The sequence below is a fragment of the Proteus sp. FZP2095 genome, assembly GCF_023701425.1.
Lineage (GTDB): Bacteria > Pseudomonadota > Gammaproteobacteria > Enterobacterales > Enterobacteriaceae > Proteus > Proteus cibarius.
The window spans coordinates 13,653-39,416 of the sequence record NZ_JAMQBJ010000005.1 but is presented as its reverse complement, the minus strand read 5'-3'; the positions used below and the strand labels follow the sequence as shown (position 1 = coordinate 39,416).

Genomic DNA, 25,764 nt, shown 5'->3' with positions numbered 1-25,764 from the left:
TTAAGTCGAGGACGCTTATGAAACTTAAAAAGTTTGCGTTTCCGACCGCATTTACTATTTTATTTGCAATTACAGTAATTGTGGTTGGCTTAACGTGGATTATTCCAGCTGGCGAATATCAACGATTAAGTTATAACTCAACAGAGCCATCATTAGTGGTTGCGAAAATAGATGGTTCTCATGAAGTGTTACCTGCAACTCAAGCCACATTAAATGATTTAAATGTCTCCATTGAGATTGATAAATTCACGGATGGGACAATTAAAAAACCGATAGCGATACCAGGAACCTATGAACGTGTAGCACAGCAACCCAAAGGGATAATGGATATTACCGAAAGTATGGTGAAAGGGACGATAGAGGGGGCTGATGTTATTGTTTTCATTCTTGTCTTGGGGGGACTTATTGGGGTTGTTAATAAAACTGGCGCATTCAATGCAGGTTTAACAGCATTGGCAAATCGAACCAAAGGTAAAGAGTTTTTAGTGGTATTTGGCGTCACGATTATATTATCTATAGGCGGGACAAGTTGTGGGATCGAAGAAGAAGCTGTAGCCTTCTATCCCATATTAGTGCCTATATTCTTAATCTTGGGTTATGACGCGATTGTGTGTGTCGGGGCTATTTTCCTTGCCTCTTCGATGGGGGCAGGGTTTTCAACTGTAAATCCGTTCTCAGTAGTTATTGCATCAAATGCTTCGGGGATCAGTTTTATTGAAGGGATCGGCTTTCGTACTATTGGGTTAGTGATTGGTACGATTGGTGTTTTGGTTTATTTATATTGGTATTGCAAGAAGATCAAAAAAGATCCGGCTTTCTCTTATAACTATGAAAATGCCGAGAGTTTTAAACAGCGCTTTTTAAGTAATTACGATCCTAATGAGATATTAGAATTTTCGTGGCGTCGTAAAGTGATCCTCTGCTTATTTGTTGCTGCTTTTCCTATCATGGTTTGGGGCGTTATGGATATGGGCTGGTGGTTCCCACAAATGGCGGCTCTTTTCCTTGCTATCGCTATCATCATAATTTTCCTTTCTGGATTAAAAGAGAAAACAGCCATTGATGGATTTATTCATGGGGCTTCTGAACTCGTTGGCGTTTCATTAATAATTGGTTTAGCGCGTGGTGTTAACCTTGTGATGGAACAAGGTAAAATTGCCGATACTATCCTTGAGTTTATGTCTCATATGGTTGCAGGAATGCCACCAAGCCTATTTTTATTAGCACAGCTCGTTGTTTTTATCTGTCTAGGTTTTATTGTTCCTTCCTCTTCAGGTCTTGCGGTTTTAGCGATGCCAATTATGGCGCCATTAGCTGACGCAGTTGGTGTTCCTCGTTATATGGTGGTATCAGCATATAACTGGGGGCAATACATTATGTTGTTCTTAGCGCCTACCGGGCTGGTGTTAGCGACATTGCAAATGCTAGATATTTCCTATAACAAATGGCTTAAATTTATTATGCCGATGGTGATATTTATGTTTGTACTTTCGGCTACATTACTCTTGGTTCAAGTTGCTTTTTTATAAAATTGAATTGATGTGTTTACGTAGATAAAAGGATTTTTAGTTATTCTGTAATGTGAAATTAATCTAGTTTTTTATGCTGCAATCGGAGTTATTTTTTGATTTTCACTAGAAGTGATCTATCTCTCGTTTTTAGTGGTGATAAAAAATAAACCGAAAAAAAAGGTTGTTAATTTGTAGAAGTTATGTTTTTTTAAATATAGATAACACGTAAACACATCATTAAATTAATTGATAGGTAACCCATGATCATCACTACTCTACTACAAAGCCTACGACTAACAGCGCACATCGCGGCTGTGGTTGTCGTGCGTGTGGTGGTGGTCGTCGGCAAAGCGCCGTAACGGGTCCGAATCAACACAGTTTCGAAACCCCGCCGGCGCACTAACCGGGCGGGGTTTTTCTTTTCTACCTGCCCATCAAGTCCGGCTTAGAACAAAGGACAGATAAAAATGGGTGATCAACAAGAAAACGCCACAACAAGTAGAACGTTTACTGGTGCGCAATTAATCGTTTATTTACTGGAACGGCAAGGTATTACAACAGTTGCTGGGATCCCCGGTGGTGCAGCGCTTCCGTTGTATGATGCATTGAGCCAAAGTAAATCTATTCGACATATCTTAACTCGCCATGAACAAGGTGCCGGTTTTATTGCACAAGGTATTGCTCGTGCAAATGGTAAACCTGCTGTTTGTATTGCTTCGAGTGGACCGGGTGCGACAAATTTAGTGACAGCTATTGCCGATGCTAAACTGGATTCTATCCCTTTGGTTTGTATTACAGGTCAGGTATCTTCAGCGATGATCGGAACTGATGCTTTCCAAGAAGTTGATACTTACGGCATGTCTATTCCAATTACTAAACATAACTATTTAGTTCGTGATATTGCGGACTTACCTGACATTATTTGTGATGCGTTTCGTTTAGCGATGTCAGGAAGACCAGGCCCTGTTTGGGTTGACGTACCAAAAGATATTCAGCAAGCCAAAATTACATTAGAAGCGTTACCGCCTATTCCACATAAAGATCCTGTTCCCGCATTTAATACTGATTTAGTGATACAAGCAGCGCAGATGATTAATCAGGCTAAAAACCCTGTTTTATATTTAGGTGGGGGGATCATCAGCTCTGAAGCATGTAAAGAAGCAATTGAATTAGCAGAGAAAAACAACCTGCCAACAACCATGACTTTGATGGGGTTAGGATTAATGCCACCTTCGCATCCACTGTATTTGGGGATGTTGGGTATGCATGCGACTCGTAGCACCAATTTTATTTTAGAAGAAGCCGATCTGTTGATTGTATTGGGGGCTCGATTTGACGATCGTGCCATTGGTAAAGCTGAGAAGTTTTGCCCTAATGCCAAAATTATTCATGTTGATATCGATCGCGCTGAAATTAGTAAGATCAAACGCCCTGATATTGCGATCCACGCCGATGCAAAATCAGTGTTATCACTGTTATTACCATTGATTAATACAAACAAACGTAATGAATGGATAGAGCGCGTTACGACACTGAAACAAGAATATCCATTAGAGATGAAAAACGCTGAAAACATCTTAAGTGGTTATGGCATCGTATTAGCGGCTGCAAATTGTGTTGATGATGATGCCATTATTACGACTGACGTAGGGCAACATCAAATGTGGGTAGCACAAGCGTATCCGTTAAATCGCCCTCGACAATGGTTAACGTCTGGCGGTTTAGGTACGATGGGATTTGGTTTACCAGCAGCAATTGGTGCCGCATTAGCTGAGCCAGATAAGAAAATCCTCTGCTTCTCAGGGGATGGTAGCATTATGATGAATATTCAAGAATTTGCTACGGCGGCAGAGCATCAATTAGATATCAAAATTATTTTGATAAATAATCAGGCGTTAGGATTGGTTCACCAACAACAAACGCTGTTTTTTGATGAGCGCATTTATGCTGCGGCTTACCCTTACCAAACAGATTTTATTCGTATTGCACAAGGTTTTGGTTTAGATACCTGTGACTTAAATCAGGAAGCGGATCCTGCGAGTGCACTGAAAGCAGCGATTGAAAAACCGGGTCCGTGTTTAATTCATGTAATGATTGATATTCATGAAAAAGTATTTCCAATGGTACCGCCAGGGGCGGCAAATATTGAGATGATAGGAGCTTAATTTATGTCACAACAATCACAACCTATCGCGCTAGAATTAATTGTTCGCAACCATCCCGGTGTTATGACCCATATTTGTGGGTTATTTGCTCGTCGCGCATTTAACGTCGATGGTATTTTGTGTTTACCAATGAAAAATAGCGATAAAAGCCGGATTTGGCTATTAGTGCAAAAAGATGATCGTCTAATGCAGATGGTGAGTCAGGTAGAAAAGCTTGAAGACGTAAAAGAAGTGAGATTCAGCGACGATTTACGTGTTTTTGAGCAAATGGAAAGTTATTTAAATTAATGCAAATTGGCTCTCTCTTTAATAATTTAAGAGAGAGCCAGAATTTTATGAGTGTATAAATTTATTCTGTTTTAGTGGTGATTTTCTTCAAGATGTTGTCTGTCTTCACATTCCATCTGTAACGTAATATGGTTGATATGGAATTGCTCACGAAGTTGTTGCTCAAGGTGAATTCTGAGTTCTTCATGATTGGCATTAGGTTGATAAACGATGTGCCCACTTAAAATAAGTTTACTTTGTGTGAGTGCCCATAAATGCAAATCATGAGAGCCCACAACATCAGGGGTATTATTAATTGTTTCAGTAACCTGAATAAGATCGATACCGCGAGGCACGCCCTCAAGTAAAATATTCAGACATTCTTTAAGTAGTACCCAAGTTCGTGGGAAAACCATAAAACCGATTAACACGGCAATTATAGAGTCAACAAGCTCCCAACCTGTAAACCAAATAATGGCCGCTCCAATAATTACGCCAATTGAGCCCAGCATATCAGCCCAAACTTCTAAGTAAGCCCCTTTTACATTAAGGCTTTCATCCTTTGTGCTGGTGAGTAACTTCATTGAAATCAGATTAACAACAAGACCTATTGACGCAATGATAAGCATACCAACAGATTGAATATCAGGAGGCGAAGATAAGCGTTTATAGGCTTCATATAAAATATAGAAAGCGACTGCCATTAAAATAAGTGCATTCATGGTTGCTGCTAATATTTCAAAGCGTGCATAACCATAAGTTCTAAAAACATCAGTGGCTTTTCTGCCCGCATGAATAGCTATCAGTGCAAGTAAAAGCGCGAAAGCATCCGTCATCATATGCATGGCATCGGAAATTAATGCCAAGCTACCAGTTAAATAACCGCCAATAAATTCGACTAACATAAATGATGATGTTAAGCCGAATGCAATTAATAATCGCGACTCAGGTAGTGTTTTTACGTCCGCATGTTCATGATTTCCACTCATTGAAGTTCCTTATTATCCGAATAGCATTATTAAAAACATAGCTGAAAATAAAGAAAAATAAATTAGATAAAGGGAGAATTTCTAGACAACTTGAAGCGAATACAGAGACATTAAATGAAGGAATATTGATAGTTAAGTTCACACGATAATTAAAACCAAAATGATTTACTAATTATCGTGCGGGTAATAAAGCTAGAGTAATAAATTGATTAAGGACGATGGTGGTAATGTTGTTGATTTGGGCTAGACATAATCACGGAAGCGCGCAAATGTCCTTCTACACAAATATAAGAGTGGGGGGCATTACCATGAAAAGCGTAAAAATCACCGGTTTCTAATAAAACCGTTTCGTCGTTATCAAAACGCATCATTAATTTACCAGAATAGACCATGATGTGTTCTTGAGTACCATCAGCGTGAGCAGGGCTATTAATAATCGCGCCGTGCTTCATTTCGATATGCCAAATCTCAGTAATATTGCCGATACCAATACGGAATTTAAACTCTTGAGCATAATCACCAACGATAGGTTTATGTCGTTCTAAACGTGGGTACTCTTCACGCGTAAAACTAAATAGATCTCCCAGAGGAAAGCCAAGCGCTATCGCGATAGCCTCTAAGGTATCGATTCTAGGATTAGAATCACCTGATTCTAATTTTGACAATGCAGCCTTGGATATTCCCGATTTTCTTGATAACTCATTAAGTGACAAGTTTCGAGATTGTCTTAATTGTTTGACTTTATTACCAAGGTATTCATTCGTTTTTTTAGGAGGTTGTGGGTTCATTGCCAATTCAAAATATCGTTAGTTTAAAAGTGTCATTCCGAGTAGATAATAACACTAATTAACCGTATTCGGAAAAATGAGATCCTGTTTCTGCTGTATTTTGTGAATCGTCTTACGATCACTGTTCGATTTTTAGTAATTACGCTAATATCCTTCAATAAATGATAATTATTCAAGGTTTATTATGATGGACTTGCTTAGTTGGTCTGATCTTTTTATTTGCCTACTTACCTTATTTTTTGCTTACGTTATTTTCGGTATGGCTGGGTTTGGATCGGCGTTAATTGCTGGCCCAGTATTAGCACTTTTTTTACCTCTTTCAATGATAGTGCCTTTATTGGCATTAATCGATTTAAGTGCCGCCATAGTGAATGTTTTAAGAGATGGTAAACAGGCTGATTTTAAAGAGATACGCTATCTTATCCCGCTTATTATTATTGGTAGTCTTGTCGGTGCGACAATTTTATTAACCACACGACCTGATTTACTCTCTCTTCTTTTAGGTATCTTTGCCGCTTGCTATGCAATCTATGCACTATTTTGGAAAAAACAAGAAAGCCAATTTTCCCAACACTTAGTTTATCCTTTTGGATTAATCGGCGGTGTATTTAGCGCGTTGTTTGGTAGTGGGGGATTTTTATATGCGATTTACTTGTCAGGCAGAATTGCAGACAAAAATAAGTTTCGCATCACACAAACCACGTTGATCGGTTTTAGTACATTAACGCGAGTGGTAATTTTCTTATTTGCAGGTATTTATTGGCAATTAGATATTCTTAAGTTAGCGATTATTTTCTTACCTGCTATGTTTGCTGGCGTGTGGTTAGGGCGAAATTTAACATTACGGATGTCAAAAGCACGATTTATGAGTGTGATTTATACCATTGTATTGGTATCGGGTACTGTGCTTATCTACCGTTATTTTTCTTAAGCTTTGTAGGACAAATGACGGTGAAGTGAGAATATTGTGAAAGGCAAAGATCTTCGTGAGTCAAATGGAGATCTTTCTCTGATTTATATTACTTTTTAAGCATGTTTATCTATTTCTTATCCCCTATAATACAACAATATTTTATTTAACCTCCTTCCTTTTATTACAGAGGTTTCTGTTATTCACAGAAACAAAATAACATGTCACATCAAAATTATCGCCAATCTGAAGTTTTTGCGATAACAACTATCACGGTAAGTATTGGTGTTATCGGGATTGTTATCGGATTAACTATTCCTATGGTTGCACTACGCCTCAATTTAGTGGGCATTAGTGAATCTATTATTGGGCTTATTTCCGCCGCGCCAGCTATTGGGATGTTAGTTGTTTCACCTTTTGCTCGGCGTATTGTGCAATGGGTTGGTAAACGCTTTGCGATGCTATTAGCAACCATTGTTTCTGCAATCAGTTTATTACCCTTAATGGGAAGCTTGCCTCTGGAGCTGTTATTTCCTTTACGATTAATCACTGGTATTGCCAGTGGTGTGATGATTTGTTTAGGCGAAACGTGGATTAATGAGCTTTCACCAGATAATAAACGTGGGCGAATTTTAGCGGTATATACCACCGTATTTACCATCAGTCAGTTATTAGGCCCTTCAATTATTGCGCTATATGGGGTCGCAGATAAGACACCTATTTTAATTAGTGTCTTTATTCATATTATCTCTATTGTCCTGTTTTTAATGATGGATCAGAAAACAGGAGATAAATTACCGAAAGATACGCAAGCGCCTAATTTCTCTATTATTCGCTTTGTTAAAGTTGCACCTGCAATCTGTGGCGGCATTGTTTTCTTTGCTTTTTTTGATGGTACCGTACTTTCAATGTTTCCTATTTATGGCCTAAGTGTAGGGCATACTGAAGCCATTGCAGCCATGATGATAAGCGCTATTTTAGCCGGTGACGCCATTATGCAAATGCCGTTTGGCTGGCTTGCTGACCACATGAACAGAACACGGTTATATCGAATTTGTGGTGTAGTGACTTTACTTGCCAGCTTATTATTACCGATCACGATGTCTCATACATTCTTGATTTGGCCTTTATTACTGGTGCTGGGTGCAACAGCGGGTGCGATATACACCATTGCGTTGGTACAAATAGGGCAATATTTCTCAGGTAATGATCTGATGGTCGCTAATGCGTCAGCTGCGATGTTATGGGGAATAGGTAATTTATCAGGGCCTTTGCTAGCAGGCGCATTGTCAGAAATTTCTTCATCTTCATTACCATTTTTATTGGTTGCCATGACCGGCTTATTCTTAGTATCAACGATGGAACGTTGGAATCTAGGCGTTGAAGCACTCAATAGTAGCTCATCTTAATATCATTTTTTCTCTATCGTATTCCATTTAGGGTGTTAGGAGTGCGATAGAGGAAACCTCTCTTTTCTCGATTTCTAAATATTTAACTTTATCTTATTGTTTTTTATGAATGATTATAATTATCTTTCGTAATTGTACTTATTTTAAAATTTATTAAGAATAATCTAGAAATACCTATATTGAATAGAAAGTAAGTTGCTAAAACAACGTTTATTAATCTAACGTTAGAAGTAGAAGATGACATTATCTTCAGATAAAAATAACGAATACTGCAAACCATTAATCGCCACACATAGGGAACTTTCGGTATTATTTATCTAAGCAACTGATTAAAGTGACTAATAATAGATAAATATACCTATTTATTATCTTAATTGAAATAAATTAAATAAAAACAATTAATTAAGTTAACTTTCTACTGTGAGATAAGAATGATATTGGATGATTGTACAAAAGTAGAATGATGAGGAAAGTAGGCAACTGCTTTCCTCTTTTTCTTTTTTTCTGACTTTAAACTATCTTTTTATGACATTTTTATTAAAAATGTATTTTTTCGCTTGATTCTTACCCTAAAAGCACCAGATAATCGTTTGCGTCAAATTCTCTCACTCAATCCACACGAAAAACCAAACGTTTGCTTTTGACTCCCTCTTAAGATTTTTATCAATAAGAGGTTATTTTAATTGATACGTAATCGTTTTCGTTTTTTGGAGAGTGAACCGTTTTTATGTCAGAGGAATGTAATGTCTGCTAATCAATCAGCAAGCACAGGTAAACTGGATAGCTATTTTAAACTTACAGCTCGTGGTACAACTGTTCGCAAAGAAATGATCGCCGGTTTGACGACATTTTTGGCGATGGTGTATTCCGTGATTGTTGTTCCTAGCATGTTAGGACAAGCCGGTTTTCCACATACCGCAGTTTTTATCGCAACCTGTTTAGTCGCGGGATTGGGCTCTCTTCTAATGGGATTGTGGGCAAATCTTCCTATGGCAATTGGTTGTGCTATTTCATTAACCGCATTTACCGCTTTCAGCTTGGTCTTAGGACAAAACATCTCTGTGCCTGTAGCTTTAGGTGCCGTGTTTTTAATGGGGTGTTTATTCACTGTATTCTCGTTAACCGGCATTCGTACTTGGATCTTAAAAAATATTCCAATTGGTATCGCACATGGTGCGGGAATAGGGATAGGGCTATTTTTACTTTTAATCGCAGCAAACAGTGTTGGATTAGTGGTGAAAAACCCATTTGATGGTTTACCTGTTGCAATGGGGAAATTTACATCATTCTCTGTTCTTATGTCACTTGCAGGATTAGCCGCTATTTTCGGATTAGAAAAACGTAAAGTACCGGGTGGCGTGCTATTAGTGATTGTGGCTATTTCTATTATTGGTCTTATTTTTGATCCTAATGTGAAATATCAAGGCATCTTTAAAATGCCTCAATTAGGTGAAGATGGGCTTTCTCTATTGTTTGCGATGGATATTAAAGGTGCCTTACAACCTTTAGTTTTACCAAGTGTTCTTGCGTTAGTGATGACTGCGATTTTTGATGCAACAGGGACTATCCGTGCCGTTGCCGGTCAAGCAAACTTATTAGATAAACGCGGACAAATTATTAATGGCGGAAAAGCACTAACTTCTGACTCTGTCAGTAGTATTTTTGCGGGTGTGATTGGTGCAGCTCCTGCTGCGGTTTATGTTGAATCAGCCGCAGGAACAGCCGCTGGTGGTAAAACAGGATTAACCGCAACAGTGGTTGGTATTTTATTTTTATTGATCCTTTTCTTATCGCCTCTCTCTTATTTAGTTCCAGCCTATGCAACGGCACCTGCGTTAATGTATGTAGGTTTATTAATGCTAGGTAATGTCACTAAGTTAGATTTTAGTGATTTCGTCGATGCAATGTCAGGCATGGTATGTGCTGTATTTATTGTTTTAACATGTAATATCGTCACAGGCATTATGTTAGGTTTCGGCTGTTTGGTGATTGGTCGAGTATTCGCTGGTGAATGGCGTAAACTCAATATTGGTACAGTGTTAATTACTATTGCTCTAGTGGCATTTTATGCGGGTGAGTGGGCTATTTAATTAAAATAATCGGTTTTAAAGACAAAAGGCGGAATATATTTTCATTCCGCCTTTTTGCTATTTATTTATCTACTTTTATTCGCTATTGTCGAAATTAAACCTAGTAATTAAATAGTTGGTAGAATATATGCAAGAAATAAAAATACGCCACGGTGAACCTGACGACGCATCAGCAATTCAACAGTTATATACTCATCCTGATTTATATATTTGCACTTGCCAATTTCCTTATCCTTCAGTCATGATGTGGAAAAAAAGATTACTTGAATTTTCAGAACAAAATATTCCTAACTTTGTAGCAACTATCGATGGTCAAGTTGCAGGACACTTAGCACTGATAATCGATAATCACCCTCGTCGTCGCCACATTGTCAGTTTTGGTATCGGAGTTGGCGCTGAATACTCCGGGAAAGGTGTCGGTAAGTTACTTATCAATACAGCAATTGATTATGCTTTCAATTGGCTAGCAGCCACACGATTAGAATTAGAAGTGTATTCAGACAATGAAAGAGGTTTGCATCTCTACAAGAAGTTAGGCTTTGAAGTTGAAGGTGTACGACGTAAAGCCGCCTTTAGAGAGGGTAAATATTGTGATGTTGTTATGATGTCGATGTTAAGAACAATTGAATAATCATTAGCATTACGAGTTAGCTCTCAAATTTAATCGCTATTGTCATTTATCTATTATTTTTTATTTAATAGCTTATCATTTTACGTTTTTATACGGTCTATTACATTGCTTAGACTGAAAAAGAGAAATAAAAACGTATGCTTTCTATAATTAATGCCGTTAATAAATAGGGAGTAATAAATTGTATACAATGTGCGGTACTAGATACGATTAGTCTTAATTTTTAAATATTCTCACAGAGTCTGTGTGGGATCTGTTTAAAATAAGCGTGGATGCATAGATAGAGATACAGAAAGAGATGATGCGCAAATTTTACATAATGTGTTTCTTTATCATTCGGTAGGTTTTCCTTATTACAAGGAAAAGATGATAGGTTTTCAGGATAAAAATAGGCATGTAAGGGTAACATGGAAATTTTCTTTACTATTTTGATTTTAATACTGGTGGTTTCAGTTTCGGGAGTTATCACAAAATTAATTCCCTTTCGAGTTCCGTTACCATTAATACAGATTGTGATAGGGGCTTTATTGGCATGGCCTCAGTTTGGCTTACATGTCACTTTTGATCCTGAATTATTCCTCGTTCTATTGATCCCACCTTTGCTTTTTGTTGATGGTTGGAAAACACCAACACGAGAATTTATCCAAAATGGGCGTGAGATTTTTATTCTTGTGCTTGTTTTAGTGATGGTGACAGTCGTTGGTATCGGTTATCTGATTTATTGGATGATGCCAAGTATTCCTCTTATTTCTGCATTTGCATTGGCAGCCGTACTTTCGCCAACGGATGCGGTCGCACTTTCGTCTATTGTCGGCAAAGGGCGAATACCTAAGCGAATAATGGGTATTTTGGAGGGTGAAGCATTAATGAATGATGCTTCAGGTCTGGTTGCCTTGAAATTCGCTGTTGCTGTTGCCATGGGCACAATGGTGTTTACTGTTGGTGGCGCAACGCTAGAATTCTTTAAAGTCGCAGTAGGGGGATTACTCGCAGGTATCGGTGTCACCTTGCTTTACAGTAAATCTCTACGATTAATGAGCCGTTGGAGTGGAGACGATCCTGCTACACAAATCGTCTTTATGTTACTGCTGCCTTTTGCCTCTTATCTTATTGCAGAACATATTGGTTTTTCAGGTATTTTAGCTGCTGTTGCTGCCGGTATGACTATCAGTAAATCAGGCGTTATTCGCAATGCACCTCTTGCAATGCGTTTACGTGCTGACAGCGTGTGGTCAATGCTTGAATTTGTCTTTAACGGCCTTGTTTTTATCATGCTTGGCTTACAACTTCCTATTATTTGGACAAGCTCTGTTATTCAAGCAGATCTTGACCCTGAAGTTGAAGTCTGGATGTTGTTTGCAGCAGTTTTCGTTATCTACTTTGCCTTGTTGATCCTGCGATTTACATGGTTATGGCTAATGAAGAAAATTAGCCGGATCTTTATGAAAAAGCATCCACTCGATTTCGCTAATTATACAACACGTGAGTTGTGGTTATCGTCATTTGCGGGTGTTCGTGGTGCTATTACGCTTGCAGGTGCGCTCTCTATTCCACTATTTTTAACCGATGGCAGTACATTCCCGGGGCGTTATCAAATTATCTTTATTGCTGCTGGCGTTATTTTACTGTCGATTTTAGTGGGTATTATTTCTCTTCCTTTCCTATTAAAAGGCGTGAAAGCAACCGACAAAGAAGCTGATAAAAATGAAGTTCGTTATGCACGTAAAGTGATGGCTGAAGTAGCAATTGTCAGCCTGAATAAAATGGAAGAGCGCTTAGCAGCAAGTACAGAAGAACAGTTAGATGCTGAAGAAATTAATGAAGTTGCTTCGCGTGTAACGGGTTACCTAAGACGTAGAACCGCTGATCAAGATGAAATGGTTCATAACATGTTAGAAGAAGATCTCGAAAGGCGTTTTCGTCTAACGGCTTTACGCGCTGAACGTGGTGAGCTTTACCATCTAAGAGCAACGCGAAAAATCAGTAATGAAACGCTCCAATTATTGCTACATGAATTGGATTTAATGGAAGCGTTGTTAGTAGAGAAAGACAGTTAATTATGTGGTTGCTCGTTATTACAACACTGTTATGGGCAGCCTCTTTTAGCCTGATCGGCGAGTATCTCGCGGGTCAGGTTGATAGCTGGCTCTCTGTTTTGATCCGCGTTTCTTTGGCGGCTTTGGTCTTCTTACCTTTCTTACGCTGGAAGGGAATTCGCTTTAAGGTGATTTTGCTTTATATGCTCGTGGGGGCTTGCCAACTCGGTATTATGTATCTGTTTGTCTTCCACGCTTATAACTATTTGACTGTTGCTGAATTTTTACTTTTTACTGTATTAACACCGCTTTATGTCACGCTAATTTATGATTTATTAGAGCGTCAGAAATTACGTTGGGGCTATGCATTTAGCTCATTATTAGCGGTATTAGGTGCGGCAATTATTCGCTATGACCATTTAAGTGATGATTTTTGGTATGGGTTGTTATTAGTGCAACTAGCTAATATTTTCTTTGCCATTGGTCAGGTGGGTTATAAACGGTTAATGGAAGTGCATCCTATTCCTCAACATCATGCATTTTCTTGGTTTTATCTTGGTGCAGTTGTGGTTTCATTAGTGGGTGCATTGTTTTTTGCCGATTGGCAGAAAATGCCAACAACATCGCTACAATGGGGTGTTTTGCTCTGGTTAGGAATTGGCGCTTCTGGAATAGGGTATTTCATGTGGAACTATGGTGCCACACAAGTTGATGCTGGAACCTTAGCTATTATGAATAACATGATGGTTCCAGCCGGGTTATTAGTGAATTTCTCTATTTGGCAACAACATCCAAATTGGCCAAGTTTCATCATAGGCGCGAGCCTGATTGTTGCATCACTTTGGATCCATCGACGCTGGATACGCCGACCTGCTTTACAAAAGGAAGATTGTTAACAGCGTGCTGACCTGATAAGCGAATAAACTCTCGAATTGCTGGTTGATGTTGCTCTCCACTACGGTTAGCAGCATATAACCGGCTCCATAATCCCTCACCTAATGTTTTTGTAACAACTAATCCTTGTTTCTCAAAATTCTCAACAGCCCAATGAGGTAACGCAGCTATTCCCATGCCAGCTGCAACCATTTGAATTAATAACAACGTATTATCGACATGTTTAAAATGTGGAGTGATCCCAGCAGGTTGCAAGAAATGGCGCCATACATCAAAGCGTTCTCTTTGTACGGGATAAATAAACAGGGTTTCTGCAATTAAATCTTGTGGCTGAATATGTAAGCGATTAGCCAGAGGGTGGTCTGGCGATAAAACTAATTTCACTTCATAGTCAAATAACGGTGTGTAATGTAAACGAGGATCATCCAAGATATCGGAGGTTAGCACCACATCTAATTCACGCTGTAATAATGCAGGTTGTGGATCAAATGTCACCCCAGAATGAAAATCAACCGTTACTTCAGGCCATGTTTGACGATATTGCTGTAATGCAGGCGTTAACCATTGAATACAACTATGGCATTCGATAGCAATATTCAAATTCACACTACCCGGCTCATTACACGCTTCAATCGCCCTACGAACGATAGGCAATACTTCTTCAGCTAATTTAACGAGCACTTCCCCTTGGGAAGTAAAGCGCAGTGGTTGGCTTTTACGTACAAAAATTCGATAACCAAGACGATGTTCTAATTCACTAAATTGATGTGACAGAGCCGATTGCGTTTGATGCAATTGATTTGCTGCATTAGCAAGAGAGCCTGTGTGCTTCAATGCTAAGATCGTTTTTAAATGTTTTATTTCTATCATGAGAAACCTTCAGGTTGTTGATGAAAAATTTGCGCTTGTGATTTATACACTACCTGTAGATTATGGATGTGTAAACATCTAGACGGCTAAAAACAGGATTTTAATTATGACAATTCGCAATCACACACTCGGTTTCCCTCGTATTGGCTTAGATAGAGAGCTCAAAAAGGCGCAAGAAAATTATTGGGCAGGTAAGATTTCACAGGAAGAATTGGTTACAGTGGGTAAAGCACTTCGCGCTCGCCATTGGCAACAGCAGGCAGATGCAGGTGTTGAATTATTACCTGTCGGTGATTTTGCTTGGTATGACCAAGTGCTAGGTACAAGCCTCTTGTTAGGCAACGTACCACCTCGTCATCGTAATGAAGATGGTTCGCTCGATCTTGATACTCTATTTAGAGTCGCTCGTGGCAGAGCACCAACAGGTAAACCTGTAGCTGCATCTGAAATGACGAAATGGTTCAATACTAACTATCACTACATTGTACCGGAATTTCAGCAAGGTCAGTCATTTACCTTTGCATGGAAAGAGTTACTAGAAGAAGTTGATGAAGCATTAGCACTAGGCCATAAAGTAAAACCTGTTTTACTCGGTCCTGTGACTTACTTGTGGCTAGGTAAAGTGAAAGGCCCTGAATTTGATAGATTAACGCTGTTAAAAGATATTTTACCTATCTATCAACAAGTTATTTCTGCACTAAAAGAGAAAGGCATTGAATGGGTGCAAATAGATGAGCCGGCACTGGTACTCGATTTACCTGTTGAATGGCAAAATGCATACCAAACAGCTTATCAAGCATTAACAGGGCAAGTTAAATTACTGCTGACAACCTATTTTGATGGAATTTCTCATCACCTTGATATTATTAAAAACTTACCTGTTAATGGGCTTCATGTTGATATTTCCGCTGGGCAAGATGATTTGCAACATTTACACCAAGCGTTACCTAAAGATTGGGTATTGTCATTAGGTGCCATTAATGGTCGAAATGTTTGGAAAGCAGATTTAAGTACACGTTATCAGCAAGTGATTGCGCTAAAAGATAAACGTCCTTTGTGGATCGGAACATCCTGTTCATTACTGCATAGCCCAATTGATTTAAATGCAGAGACAAAACTTGATGATGAAGTAAAAAGCTGGTTTGCTTTTGCAGTTCAGAAATGTGAAGAAGTGGCTTTATTAGCGAACGCATTGAATGCGCCAGAAGGTGAGTATGATGAACAATTGGCACAATACAGTGCACCCATTCGTCAACGTCAGCACTCGACTCGTGTGCATAATGCAACAGTTGAAGCTCGTTTACAGGCAATTGAAGCACAAGATAGTGAAAGAAATTCGCCTTATACTCAACGTGCAGAAGTACAACGAGCTCGATTTAATCTGCCATTATGGCCAACCACTACGATTGGCTCATTCCCACAAACAACAGAAATTCGTACTGTTCGTTTAGATTTTAAGAAAGGGCGTATTGATACGGCAGCTTATCGCACAAATATCAGCGAGCATATTAAGCAAGCAATAACGGAGCAAGAAAACCTAGGCCTCGATGTATTAGTTCATGGTGAAGCTGAACGTAACGACATGGTCGAATATTTTGGTGAGCATTTTGATGGTTATGTCTTTACACAGAATGGTTGGGTACAAAGTTATGGCTCACGTTGTGTAAAACCACCAGTGATTATCGGCGATATTAGTCGTCCTGAAGCGATTACTGTGGATTGGGCAACGTATGCGCAGTCATTAACTGAAAAGCCAGTCAAAGGAATGTTAACGGGGCCAGTGACAATTTTATGTTGGTCGTTCCCTCGTGAAGATGTGACGCGTGAAACCATTGCAAAACAGATTGCGTTAGCACTGCGTGATGAAGTAGATGATTTACAGAAAGCGGGTATTGGTATAATCCAAATAGATGAACCAGCCTTACGTGAAGGATTACCACTACGTCGTAATGAGTGGCAGGCTTACCTTGATTGGGCTGTTGATGCCTTTAAATTAAGTGCTGCTGTTGCTGATGATGAAACACAAATTCACACACATATGTGTTATTGCGAGTTTAATGACATCATGGATTCTATTGCAGCACTGGATGCGGATGTTATTACTATTGAAACTTCACGTTCAGATATGGAACTTTTAGAAGCCTTTGAACACTTTGATTATCCAAATGAAATTGGACCGGGTGTTTACGATATTCACTCACCTAATGTGCCAAATGTGGAATGGATCGTTGGTTTATTAAGAAAAGCGCAATCTCGAATTCCTGCAGAGCGTTTATGGGTGAACCCAGATTGTGGGTTAAAAACACGAGGCTGGCCTGAAACACGCGCAGCATTAGCGAATATGGTTGAGGCGGCTAAGTATTTGCGTCAGAGCGTGTAATAAAATAATTAATCGTTCATTAGCCTGTTATTTTTGACCTGCTACTTTAGATAAGTCGCATAGTCAAAATAGCAGGCTAAATTTATATAAAATAAAAAAGAAAGGTATTCATTAAAACTTAGAGTAAATCTGATTATTGATATTCATTAGAGTTGCTATACTGCGAAAACTCTCTATTTTTATGGATATAATTATTGTGCAAACTAGCATTAAACTTTCGGATAAAGTATTAGATGCTTTTCCTTCTCGACCTTTGAAATTAGTTCCACTAAGAGGAGACGGTGGATTATTTCGCACCTTATTCTTAGTTATTTTCATGCTAGCAATGACGGTATTTAGTGCTTATCAAATTCCCAATATTCTTTATGATTATAAAATCAGTGAGAATGCCGTACCTGTTGATGCAACGGTAAAAGGCTCTTGTCGCTCACAACTCTTTGTTCTGACTAACTGTAGTGTTGATTTACGTTATAAAGGCAATGAAGTTTCGCGTAATTTTACTTTTTTAGATTTAGGTTCAAAAGATGTGTTAGTTGAACCCGTCGCTGATGCAAATGATCTAAGTAAAATGACCGTTGATGTGGCGATAGATAATATTTGGCTTCGTTTAATTAGCACTATTATTTTTATCGGCTTATTTGGTTTTTGTGTGATCTTTTTTATTCATCGCCAAATACTGACGAGTAAAGTAAGAAAAGCATTATTATCAGTGGGAACTCAGCCTTTAAAGTTAATAGCTATTCCTGCAAAAATGGTTGTGAGCAATAAGCAATTTATTGCCACTTATCATCTTAATTTAGACGGTAAAGATATTCGTATTGCTTATTCAGGAAATAAGAAAACACCTCCTATTGTGATTGAGCAAAATGGAAATACCTACGTATTAGCCGTTTATTCACCACAACAGAATATCCCTTATGCTTTGGATGTGCCTTTAGAGCGTATTCAGGCAACAGCTGAAGAGAAACAACGTTTTCATGAAGCGTTGATCGAAGAAGGGTTGCTGTAATCAATTTTGATTATTAAGAATGTAATGCGTTTTCTCTTATGGGATGTAAGGGAAAACGCATTAAAACAGTCGGTTTATTTAGCCGCCGAAAATCTTCGCTTTTAAAATATCCATACCTGCACTGACTAAATCTAAGTCTTTAGGTACAACGCCATCCGGAGTAACTTTATCAATTAATTTAGGTAAATATTGTGCAGTCATCTCAGAAGCTTCTGTTGCGCTTAAATTAATTTTTGACGCCAGTTCGTTAATAACAGGGGATGAAAAAACCGTTACGATTTGTTCAGCACTGATAGGTAAATTGGTATTGGTACTTATCCAAGATTGAATAAGCTCACTTAAACCCGCTGTATCAAATTGCTTTACTAAGCCTTCAATGCCACCTTGAGACTCAACCCAGTCGAGGACAGTTTTATATTGATTGATTTTCTCGCCACCTAGCAGGCTCGCAATTTGGTTAAATAAGCTCATGTTTACTCCAGTGACGATGTGTTTGTCACATTAGGTGTTTATGTTTTAAGGGCGGGTAGTGTACGCGTTATATTCGTCATACTTCAAGCTGTAGCGTTGTTGACTATATTCTCTCGCGCCAGTCACATACTATTGTATGCTCCTAGCGACTCATTCTTTTGCCGCCTAGCTATATCTTGAATTATTTAGAGTATATGTGCATCAAGGTATTTGTGTCATCTATACTGATAAGTGAAATATTTGTTTTAGTGAATGATTGAAGTCGGCGAATATTGATAATGTATTTGCTGAAAATATATTTCTAACGCCATTTTCGTGATGGTAATCACAATTTTATGAAATTGTTACTTTGCTTGGTGCCTTGTAAGTGATGTTAGTCACTAAAAAGGTCTGAAAAACTGATACAGTAACTTTTAATTTAATGATCATTGGTTTTGTCCCATTGAGGAGTCCGATATGTCTGATGTATTTCACTTAGGTTTAACCAAAAATGACCTACAGGGTGCCACTTTAGCAATTGTTCCAGGTGATCCTAAGCGTGTTGAAAAAATTGCAAAATTAATGGATAACCCAGTTCATCTGGCTTCTTTACGTGAATACACGTCATGGCGTGGCGAAATTGATGGTAAAGCCGTCATTGTGTGCTCAACAGGTATAGGTGGTCCATCTACCTCTATCGCAGTTGAAGAGTTAGCACAGTTAGGTATCCGTACTTTCTTACGTATTGGTACAACAGGTGCAATTCAAGAGCATATCAATGTAGGTGATATTCTTGTCACTACTGCTGCGGTTCGTTTAGATGGTGCAAGCTTACATTTCGCACCAATGGAATTCCCAGCTGTTTCTGATTTTGAATGTATGAATGCACTGTACAAAGCCGCTAAAGACAATGGCTCAACTGTACACGTAGGTGTTACTGCATCTTCAGATACATTCTATCCAGGACAAGAGCGTTACGACACCTATACAGGTCGTGTTGTTCGCCGTTTCAAAGGTTCTATGAAAGAGTGGCAAGAGATGGGCGTAATGAACTATGAAATGGAATCAGCAACATTGTTAACAATGTGTGCAAGCCAAGGTTTACGTGCAGGTATGGTTGCGGGTGTTATCGTAAACCGTACTCAACAAGAAATTCCAGATGCAGAATTACTGAAGAAAACTGAAAATAATGCATTAGGTATCGTTATCGAAGCCGCTCGCATTTTAATGAAATAAGTTTTTTTTAATCAAATATGAAAGCCCTTAATACATATGTATTAAGGGCTTTTTTTGTATGTTAATTCATCACGTTAATGTGTTAACAGGCGCTAATTTCTGTTAAGGTCTTTGAGGTCTTAACAATACAACAATGAGAAGAGGCATTATGACTGATATATTACAAACACATCCTTCGGTGTTGCCTTTAGTCGGCGGAATTAACTTTCGTGATTTAGGCGGTAAAAAATTGAGTAACGGTGGTGTTATTAAACCTGGAATGCTCTTTCGCTCTGGCTCGCTGGATAGATTAACCAATACAGACCAATCTCTTCTCATTGATAAAAATCTTTTTCAAATCATTGATTATCGTGATAGTGGCGAAATTGTTGATAAACCAGACCGTGTTTGGGACGGTGCACAATATTATCATGCTCCAGCCAATCCATTATCTAAAGAAGTCTCTGCCAATCTTGAAAAGTTGACGCCTGAAATACTCGAGCAATTTGATGCCAAAGCCTTTATGTTTCAGCTATATAAGTTATTACCTATTAATAACCCTGCCTATAAACAATTAGCTACGTTATTAAAGCAACCCGAAAAAGGGGGCGTAGTGCAACACTGTGCAGTAGGTAAAGACAGAACAGGTGTTGGCTCAGCTTTAGTGTTATTCGCACTCGGTGCATCTTTAGATGTGGTAATGGAAGATTACTTGCTAACCAATGAAACATTAGCACCTTATCGCGCTTATCTTTTAGAAGAACATGCCAAAACAATGAGCGATAATATTGTTGATAAATTTGCCTATGTTTATTCGGTACAAGAAGAGTTTCTGCAAACGGCATTAGCGAGTATTAATCAGTATTACGGTAATGTGGATACTTGGCTAGAAAAAGATATCGGTTTAGATGCTTCTAGCCGAGATGCCTTACAAAATTATTTTCTAGAATAATGAAGTGATTTATATTCGGTTAATCAGGATATTTTATTTCACTTAGGTTAACCGAATTTAAGGTCTCTATTTTGACAGTACAAGACATTATTCATACCATCACTCTCTTTGTAAAAGAGCACGAGATCTGGGCTATTCCGATCGTGTTCTTTCTTGCTTTTGGTGAGTCACTCGCGTTTATCTCTTTGCTTATTCCCGCCACGGTTATTTTATTGGGGTTAGGTGCCTTAATTGGTGAGAGTGGTCTGTTTTTTTGGCCGATTTGGCTTGCTGCTGCATTAGGCGCTTTCTTTGGTGATTGGGTATCGTACTGGGTAGGGTTTCACTATAAAGAGGGGGTGAAAAATTTATGGCCAATTTCACGTTCACCACAAACATTGGTTAGAGGTCACCAATTCTTTAATCGCTGGGGAATTTGGGGGGTGTTTATTGGACGCTTTTTTGGGCCTTTTCGTGCAATTGTCCCGTTAGTAGCGGGTATTTGTGCGATGCCACAACGTTATTTTCAAATTGCTAATTTAACATCAGCCATGATTTGGGCTTTTGGCATTTTGGCGCCCGGTGCTTTTGGTTTGCAATGGCTTGCGAAATGGATGGGATAACTGCGTCCTTTATCGCAAATCAAGCCCTGATGTAAATTGTTGCTAGACAATATTACCTATGCGTTTTAACGTAGCCCGCTGGAAAGTAAAAAGGTCACTTTAGTGGATATTCAGTTGTTATATGGGATCATTGGTTTATTAGGTGGTGTACTTGCTGGAGGCGCGCTGGTCTGGTGGTCTATCCAACAACGTTTATCCGATAAAGAAGCCATGCTACGTGAAAATCACACACAGCTTGCTATCGCCCAAGAAAAAGCGGTAATTATTCCATCTTTGCAACAACATATAGAACAACTAGAGCAAGAATTACGAGCTCAGCGAGAAATTATTACTTCTCAAGAAGCTGAATTAAGAGAAGTGACAACTCGCTGGGAAGAAAGCCGAATATCGGCAGAAGAAAAACAACGATTATTAATAAATAGTGAGCAACGGCTTGCAACGCAGTTTGAGAACTTAGCTAATCGTATTTTCGAACAAAGTGGACGTAAAGCTGAAGAGTTAAATCGCCAAGGATTGACGCACTTACTTTCCCCCTTTCGTGAACAGCTCGAAAGTTTTCGGCGACAAGTTCAAGATGGTTTTGGGCAAGAAGCCAGAGAACGACATACCCTGGTTCATGAAATTCGCCAGCTTCAACAATTGAATGTAAAAATGGCGCAAGAAGCCGTTAACTTAACCAATGCCTTGAAAGGGGATAATAAAGTTCAAGGCAACTGGGGGGAGACAGTATTAGCACGTATATTAGAGTCTTCAGGATTACGTGAAGGTCACGAATTTGAAACACAGGTGAGTATTCGACATGAAAATGGTAGTCGCTATCAACCTGATGTAATTGTGCATCTACCTCATGGTAGAGATGTTATTATCGACGCTAAAATGTCGCTGGTGGCATATGAAAAGTATTTTAGTAGTGATAATGATAATGAACGTAAACAAGCGCTTTATGCGCATGTGAACTCAATTAAAGCGCATATTAAAGGATTGAGTGTAAAAGATTATCATAAACTACCGGGTGTAACGTCTTTAGACTATGTTTTAATGTTTATACCTATTGAGCCCGCTTATCTTGTTGCAATTGGTCATTCTCCAGACTTGCTAGAAGAAGCATTGAAAAACAATATTATGTTAGTTGGGCCATCTACTTTACTTGTTGCTTTGCGTACAATAGCTGCATTGTGGCGTTATGAATATCAAAGCCAAAATGCGCAAGAAATTGCAGACAGAGCGGCTAAAATGTATGACAAATTAAGACTTTTCGTTGATGATATGCAAGGGCTAGGAAACAGTATTCAAAAAGCGCAATCTGGCTATCTATTAGCGATGAAAAAACTCTCTGAAGGTCGTGGAAATCTAATCAGTCAAGCGGAAGGCTTTAAATCCTTAGGGGTTGAGATAAAAAAAACGATTGATAATGATCTCATTGAAAAATCAGCATCTGATTGATTTGATAAAATAAAGAGATAAAGATTTCTGAAAACGGCCAGTACTGAATTTACTAAATTTTGATTAATTAGCGGGCAAATAATATGACTCAACAAACTAAGGAAACAACAGATTTTGGTTTCCAAACCGTTGACAAAGATGATAAACAAACCATGGTTGCAAGGGTTTTTCACTCTGTCGCGTCTAAGTATGATTTAATGAATGACTTGATGTCTTTCGGTGTTCACCGCATTTGGAAACGTTATACCATTGAAGCAAGTGGTGTTAGACGTAACCAACGTGTCCTTGACCTTGCTGGTGGTACTGGTGATTTAACGGCTAAATTCTCTCGTCTTGTGGGCGAAAACGGGGAAGTTGTTTTAGCTGATATCAATGACTCAATGTTGAAAATGGGACGTGAAAAGCTACGCGATCACGGTATTGTGGGTAATGTTAACTATGTACAGGCAAATGCTGAAGAGTTACCTTTCCCGGATAACCATTTTGACTGCATCACTATCTCCTTTGGCTTACGTAATGTGACCGATAAAGCAAAAGCGTTACGTTCAATGTTCCGTGTATTAAAGCCAGGTGGACGTCTGTTGGTGCTAGAATTCTCTAAACCTGTTCTTGATCCTTTAAGCAAGATTTATGATGCTTACTCTTTCCATATCCTACCAAAAATTGGTCAAGTGATTGTGAATGATGCTGAAAGTTACCGTTATTTAACGGAGTCAATTCGTATGCATCCAGACCAAGAAACACTAAAAGGTATGATGGAAGAAGCCGGATTTGATCAAGTTACCTATACCAATATGACCGGAGGTATAGTTGCCTTACACAAAGGATTTAAATTCTGAGATGGAAAAAGCCACTTTTTCTCATGATATTGCTTCTCAAGTACTGTATCCGCTGCTAACAGCATCAATGGAAACAGCACTTAATCACGTTTTATATCAGGAAAATGTGCTTAAACCTGCCCGCAATCGTCTTGCGGGCAAAGTGTTGGCGCTTTCTATCAATGAGTTTCCTCGTTCCATCTACTTAGTTTTTAGTGAACAACAAGTTGACGTATTAAGTCAGTGGGATGATGAAACTGATTGTTTGATAAAAACAAAATTATTAACTCTGATTAAGCTTCGTGACCGTCAAAAAATGTCAGAATTAATCAACCGTGGTGATATCACTATTGATGGTGATATGCAGGTTGTTCAAAATTGGTCTGCATTATTGGATATGGCGCAGTGGGATCCCGCGCAATATTTAGCACCTTATATCGGTGATATTGCGGCACAAAGCCTGACTGTTGTTGCAGGAAAGGGGGTTCAGTTATTTTCTTCACTCTTAAGTCATCAAAAAGATTATTTACGTGACGCATTAATTGAAGAGTGGAAAACCGCACCTAGTGCATTAGAGACAGTCCATTTTTATGATGAAATAGAAGAACTTGCACAGCAAACAGCCGAGCTGGAAAAACGGTTAGGCACATTGGAGAAAAAATAATGCTCCTTAGTGAGTTAAAGCGCCTCTATCATATTATTCAGGTATTTTTATCTTATGGGCTTGATGAGTTAATTCCTAAACACCGAATTACTTTACCTGCAAGATTAGGATGCCGAGCACTATTTTGGATCAAAAATAAACATCCAGAAAAACCATTAGGTGAACGCTTACGACTCGCATTGCAAACATTAGGCCCTGTTTGGATTAAATTAGGCCAAATGTTATCAACTCGACGTGATCTTTTCCCTCCTCAAATCGCTGACCAGCTTGCTTTATTGCAAGACAAAGTTGCTCCTTTTGATGGTAAGAAAGCACGACAATATATCGAAAACTCATTTGGTGGCCCTATCGACCAATGGTTTGATGATTTTGATGAAACTCCACTGGCTTCCGCTTCTATTGCGCAGGTTCACACTGCAAAATTAAAAGAAAACGGTAAAGAAGTGGTTCTAAAGGTTATTCGCCCTGACATTCAACCGGTGATCAAAGCGGATATTCGTTTGATGTATCGCTTGGCAAATTTATTACCATTTTTACCTGATGGTCGTCGTTTACGACCAAAAGAGGTGATCCGCGAATACGAAAAAACATTACTCGATGAGCTAAATTTACTGCGTGAAGCGGCTAATGCTATTCAGTTACGTCGTAATTTTGAAAATAGCTCTATGTTGTATATTCCTGAAGTTTATTCAGATTATTGCCATGAAAATGTGATGGTAATGGAGCGTATTTATGGTATTCCCGTTTCTGACATTGAAGCGTTGAATGCACAAAAGACGAATATGAAGCTTCTTGCCGAGCGTGGCGTAAAAGTCTTTTTCACTCAGGTATTTAGAGACAGTTTTTTCCATGCTGATATGCATCCTGGTAATGTGTTTATTAGTTATGATCACCCTGAAAATCCATATTATATCGGTATTGATTGCGGTATCGTTGGCTCATTAAATAAAGAAGATAAACGCTATTTAGCTGAAAACTTCTTAGCATTCTTTAACCGCGATTATCGGAAAGTTGCGGAGTTACATGTTGATTCAGGTTGGGTGCCAGCAGATACCAATGTAGAAGATTTTGAATTTGCGATCCGTACTGTGTGTGAACCGATTTTTGAAAAGCCACTTTCTGAGATCTCATTTGGGCATGTGTTACTCAATCTTTTCAATACTGCACGTCGTTTCAATATGGAAGTACAACCGCAGTTAGTTTTACTTCAAAAAACATTGCTTTATGTTGAAGGGCTGGGTCGCCAGCTATATCCACAATTGGATTTATGGAAAACGGCCAAACCTTTCTTAGAAGATTGGTTACATAGTCAGATTGGTATCACGGCATTAGTGAATGGTATAAAGAGCAAAGCGCCTTACTGGATTGAAAAAATGCCAGAGATACCAGAGTTGGTTTATGATAGTCTGAAGCAACATAAAAATATGAAGTTAACGCTAGATAAATTGACGGAACAAATAAGTTCGCAAAGAGTCAAACAGAGACAGTCTCTATTTTTATTGGGTATAGGTACAACACTGTTTTTATGCGGTAGCCTGTTTTTTGTTTCTGGTTTTAAAACATTATTCAGTGTTTTTATCAGTTTAGGTCTTCTTGCATGGATTTTGGGTTGGTTTAGATCTGGTAATGCACAATAAAAACACATCAAAGTTTGTCTTTGAACAAGTTAAA

23 protein-coding genes are annotated in these 25,764 nt (G+C 38.7%); 18 read left to right on the top strand and 5 right to left on the bottom strand.

Translation table 11 applies throughout. The features are described 5' to 3' along the window. Positions 1 to 17 precede the first annotated feature (17 nt). Positions 18 to 1,529 (top strand): YfcC family protein, encoded by a 1,512-nt coding sequence (locus NBG71_RS16100; protein WP_075672261.1) that lies wholly within the window; start codon positions 18 to 20, stop codon positions 1,527 to 1,529. A gap of 190 nt (positions 1,530 to 1,719) precedes the next feature. Here NBG71_RS16100 and NBG71_RS18960 read toward each other — a convergent pair whose 3' ends face one another. Beyond that, the gene (locus NBG71_RS18960; protein ID WP_432652518.1) at positions 1,720 to 1,887 is read right to left on the bottom strand and encodes a hypothetical protein; all 168 of its coding nucleotides are present in this window, start codon (positions 1,885 to 1,887) and stop codon (positions 1,720 to 1,722) included. Between the two features lie 91 nt (positions 1,888 to 1,978). On the opposite strand from NBG71_RS18960, the gene ilvB reads away from it, so the two are divergent. Both ilvB and ilvN read left to right on the top strand, forming a co-directional pair. Next, entirely contained in the window at positions 1,979 to 3,676 is a 1,698-nt protein-coding gene (gene ilvB, locus NBG71_RS16090; protein WP_250917014.1) for an acetolactate synthase large subunit, read from the top strand. A 3-nt stretch (positions 3,677 to 3,679) separates the two neighbouring features. Then, a complete protein-coding gene (gene ilvN / locus NBG71_RS16085) occupies positions 3,680 to 3,964 on the top strand; it encodes an acetolactate synthase small subunit (protein WP_069368073.1) in 285 nt (94 codons plus the stop codon). Positions 3,965 to 4,035: 71 nt separating this feature from the next. Here the strand turns inward: ilvN and NBG71_RS16080 are convergent, their stop codons facing one another. After that, positions 4,036 to 4,932 (bottom strand): cation diffusion facilitator family transporter, encoded by an 897-nt coding sequence (locus NBG71_RS16080; protein ID WP_250917013.1) that lies wholly within the window; start codon positions 4,930 to 4,932, stop codon positions 4,036 to 4,038. A gap of 209 nt (positions 4,933 to 5,141) precedes the next feature. Beyond that, positions 5,142 to 5,720, bottom strand: coding sequence for a helix-turn-helix domain-containing protein (locus NBG71_RS16075; RefSeq protein ID WP_069368071.1), 579 nt, complete (start codon positions 5,718 to 5,720; stop codon positions 5,142 to 5,144). Between the two features lie 184 nt (positions 5,721 to 5,904). Here NBG71_RS16075 and NBG71_RS16070 point away from each other — a divergent pair, with 184 nt between their 5' ends. From NBG71_RS16070 to NBG71_RS16045, 6 genes are all read left to right on the top strand, one after another. After that, positions 5,905 to 6,651 carry a sulfite exporter TauE/SafE family protein gene (locus tag NBG71_RS16070; RefSeq protein WP_109419207.1) on the top strand — a complete coding sequence of 249 codons (747 nt, stop codon included), beginning with the start codon at positions 5,905 to 5,907 and terminating at the stop codon, positions 6,649 to 6,651. Positions 6,652 to 6,851: 200 nt separating this feature from the next. Beyond that, positions 6,852 to 8,039 carry an MFS transporter gene (locus NBG71_RS16065; RefSeq protein ID WP_075672269.1) on the top strand — a complete coding sequence of 396 codons (1,188 nt, stop codon included), beginning with the start codon at positions 6,852 to 6,854 and terminating at the stop codon, positions 8,037 to 8,039. Positions 8,040 to 8,782: 743 nt separating this feature from the next. After that, on the top strand, positions 8,783 to 10,129 hold the full coding sequence (locus tag NBG71_RS16060) for an NCS2 family permease (protein WP_075672271.1): 1,347 nt from the start codon (positions 8,783 to 8,785) through the stop codon (positions 10,127 to 10,129). A 127-nt stretch (positions 10,130 to 10,256) separates the two neighbouring features. Further along, the gene (locus tag NBG71_RS16055; RefSeq protein ID WP_250917012.1) at positions 10,257 to 10,760 is read left to right on the top strand and encodes a GNAT family N-acetyltransferase; all 504 of its coding nucleotides are present in this window, start codon (positions 10,257 to 10,259) and stop codon (positions 10,758 to 10,760) included. A 407-nt stretch (positions 10,761 to 11,167) separates the two neighbouring features. Further along, the gene (locus NBG71_RS16050; protein ID WP_075672275.1) at positions 11,168 to 12,817 is read left to right on the top strand and encodes a Na+/H+ antiporter; all 1,650 of its coding nucleotides are present in this window, start codon (positions 11,168 to 11,170) and stop codon (positions 12,815 to 12,817) included. A 2-nt stretch (positions 12,818 to 12,819) separates the two neighbouring features. Continuing rightward, complete coding sequence (locus tag NBG71_RS16045) at positions 12,820 to 13,692, top strand: carboxylate/amino acid/amine transporter (RefSeq protein WP_075672277.1); 873 nt, start codon at positions 12,820 to 12,822, stop codon at positions 13,690 to 13,692. On the opposite strand, the gene metR is transcribed toward NBG71_RS16045, so the two are convergent. Next, the gene (metR, locus tag NBG71_RS16040; protein WP_075672279.1) at positions 13,607 to 14,560 is read right to left on the bottom strand and encodes an HTH-type transcriptional regulator MetR; all 954 of its coding nucleotides are present in this window, start codon (positions 14,558 to 14,560) and stop codon (positions 13,607 to 13,609) included. The genes NBG71_RS16045 and metR overlap by 86 nt on opposite strands. A 106-nt stretch (positions 14,561 to 14,666) precedes the next feature. Here metR and metE point away from each other — a divergent pair, with 106 nt between their 5' ends. Further along, positions 14,667 to 16,940 carry a 5-methyltetrahydropteroyltriglutamate--homocysteine S-methyltransferase gene (metE, locus tag NBG71_RS16035; RefSeq protein WP_250917011.1) on the top strand — a complete coding sequence of 758 codons (2,274 nt, stop codon included), beginning with the start codon at positions 14,667 to 14,669 and terminating at the stop codon, positions 16,938 to 16,940. Between the two features lie 181 nt (positions 16,941 to 17,121). Further along, complete coding sequence (locus tag NBG71_RS16030; RefSeq protein WP_075672283.1) at positions 17,122 to 17,949, top strand: hypothetical protein; 828 nt, start codon at positions 17,122 to 17,124, stop codon at positions 17,947 to 17,949. Positions 17,950 to 18,027: 78 nt separating this feature from the next. On the opposite strand, the gene NBG71_RS16025 is transcribed toward NBG71_RS16030, so the two are convergent. Further along, on the bottom strand, positions 18,028 to 18,420 hold the full coding sequence (locus NBG71_RS16025) for a YidB family protein (RefSeq protein ID WP_250917010.1): 393 nt from the start codon (positions 18,418 to 18,420) through the stop codon (positions 18,028 to 18,030). A gap of 456 nt (positions 18,421 to 18,876) precedes the next feature. On the opposite strand from NBG71_RS16025, the gene udp reads away from it, so the two are divergent. From udp to ubiB, 7 genes are all read left to right on the top strand, one after another. Further along, positions 18,877 to 19,635, top strand: a complete 759-nt coding sequence (udp, locus tag NBG71_RS16020) for a uridine phosphorylase (RefSeq protein ID WP_023583501.1) — start codon at positions 18,877 to 18,879, stop codon at positions 19,633 to 19,635. Between the two features lie 148 nt (positions 19,636 to 19,783). Beyond that, positions 19,784 to 20,566 (top strand): tyrosine-protein phosphatase, encoded by a 783-nt coding sequence (locus NBG71_RS16015; protein WP_250917009.1) that lies wholly within the window; start codon positions 19,784 to 19,786, stop codon positions 20,564 to 20,566. A 71-nt stretch (positions 20,567 to 20,637) separates the two neighbouring features. Beyond that, positions 20,638 to 21,168 carry a DedA family protein gene (locus NBG71_RS16010; RefSeq protein ID WP_075672289.1) on the top strand — a complete coding sequence of 177 codons (531 nt, stop codon included), beginning with the start codon at positions 20,638 to 20,640 and terminating at the stop codon, positions 21,166 to 21,168. A 102-nt stretch (positions 21,169 to 21,270) separates the two neighbouring features. Beyond that, positions 21,271 to 22,611, top strand: a complete 1,341-nt coding sequence (rmuC, locus tag NBG71_RS16005; RefSeq protein WP_075672291.1) for a DNA recombination protein RmuC — start codon at positions 21,271 to 21,273, stop codon at positions 22,609 to 22,611. An 83-nt stretch (positions 22,612 to 22,694) separates the two neighbouring features. Beyond that, positions 22,695 to 23,450 (top strand): bifunctional demethylmenaquinone methyltransferase/2-methoxy-6-polyprenyl-1,4-benzoquinol methylase UbiE, encoded by a 756-nt coding sequence (ubiE, locus tag NBG71_RS16000; RefSeq protein ID WP_075672293.1) that lies wholly within the window; start codon positions 22,695 to 22,697, stop codon positions 23,448 to 23,450. 1 nt (position 23,451) lies between these two features. Next, the gene (locus NBG71_RS15995; RefSeq protein ID WP_075672295.1) at positions 23,452 to 24,093 is read left to right on the top strand and encodes a ubiquinone biosynthesis accessory factor UbiJ; all 642 of its coding nucleotides are present in this window, start codon (positions 23,452 to 23,454) and stop codon (positions 24,091 to 24,093) included. Then, positions 24,093 to 25,730, top strand: coding sequence for a ubiquinone biosynthesis regulatory protein kinase UbiB (ubiB, locus tag NBG71_RS15990; RefSeq protein ID WP_023583497.1), 1,638 nt, complete (start codon positions 24,093 to 24,095; stop codon positions 25,728 to 25,730). The genes NBG71_RS15995 and ubiB overlap by 1 nt, the downstream gene beginning before the upstream one ends. Positions 25,731 to 25,764: the final 34 nt, after the last annotated feature.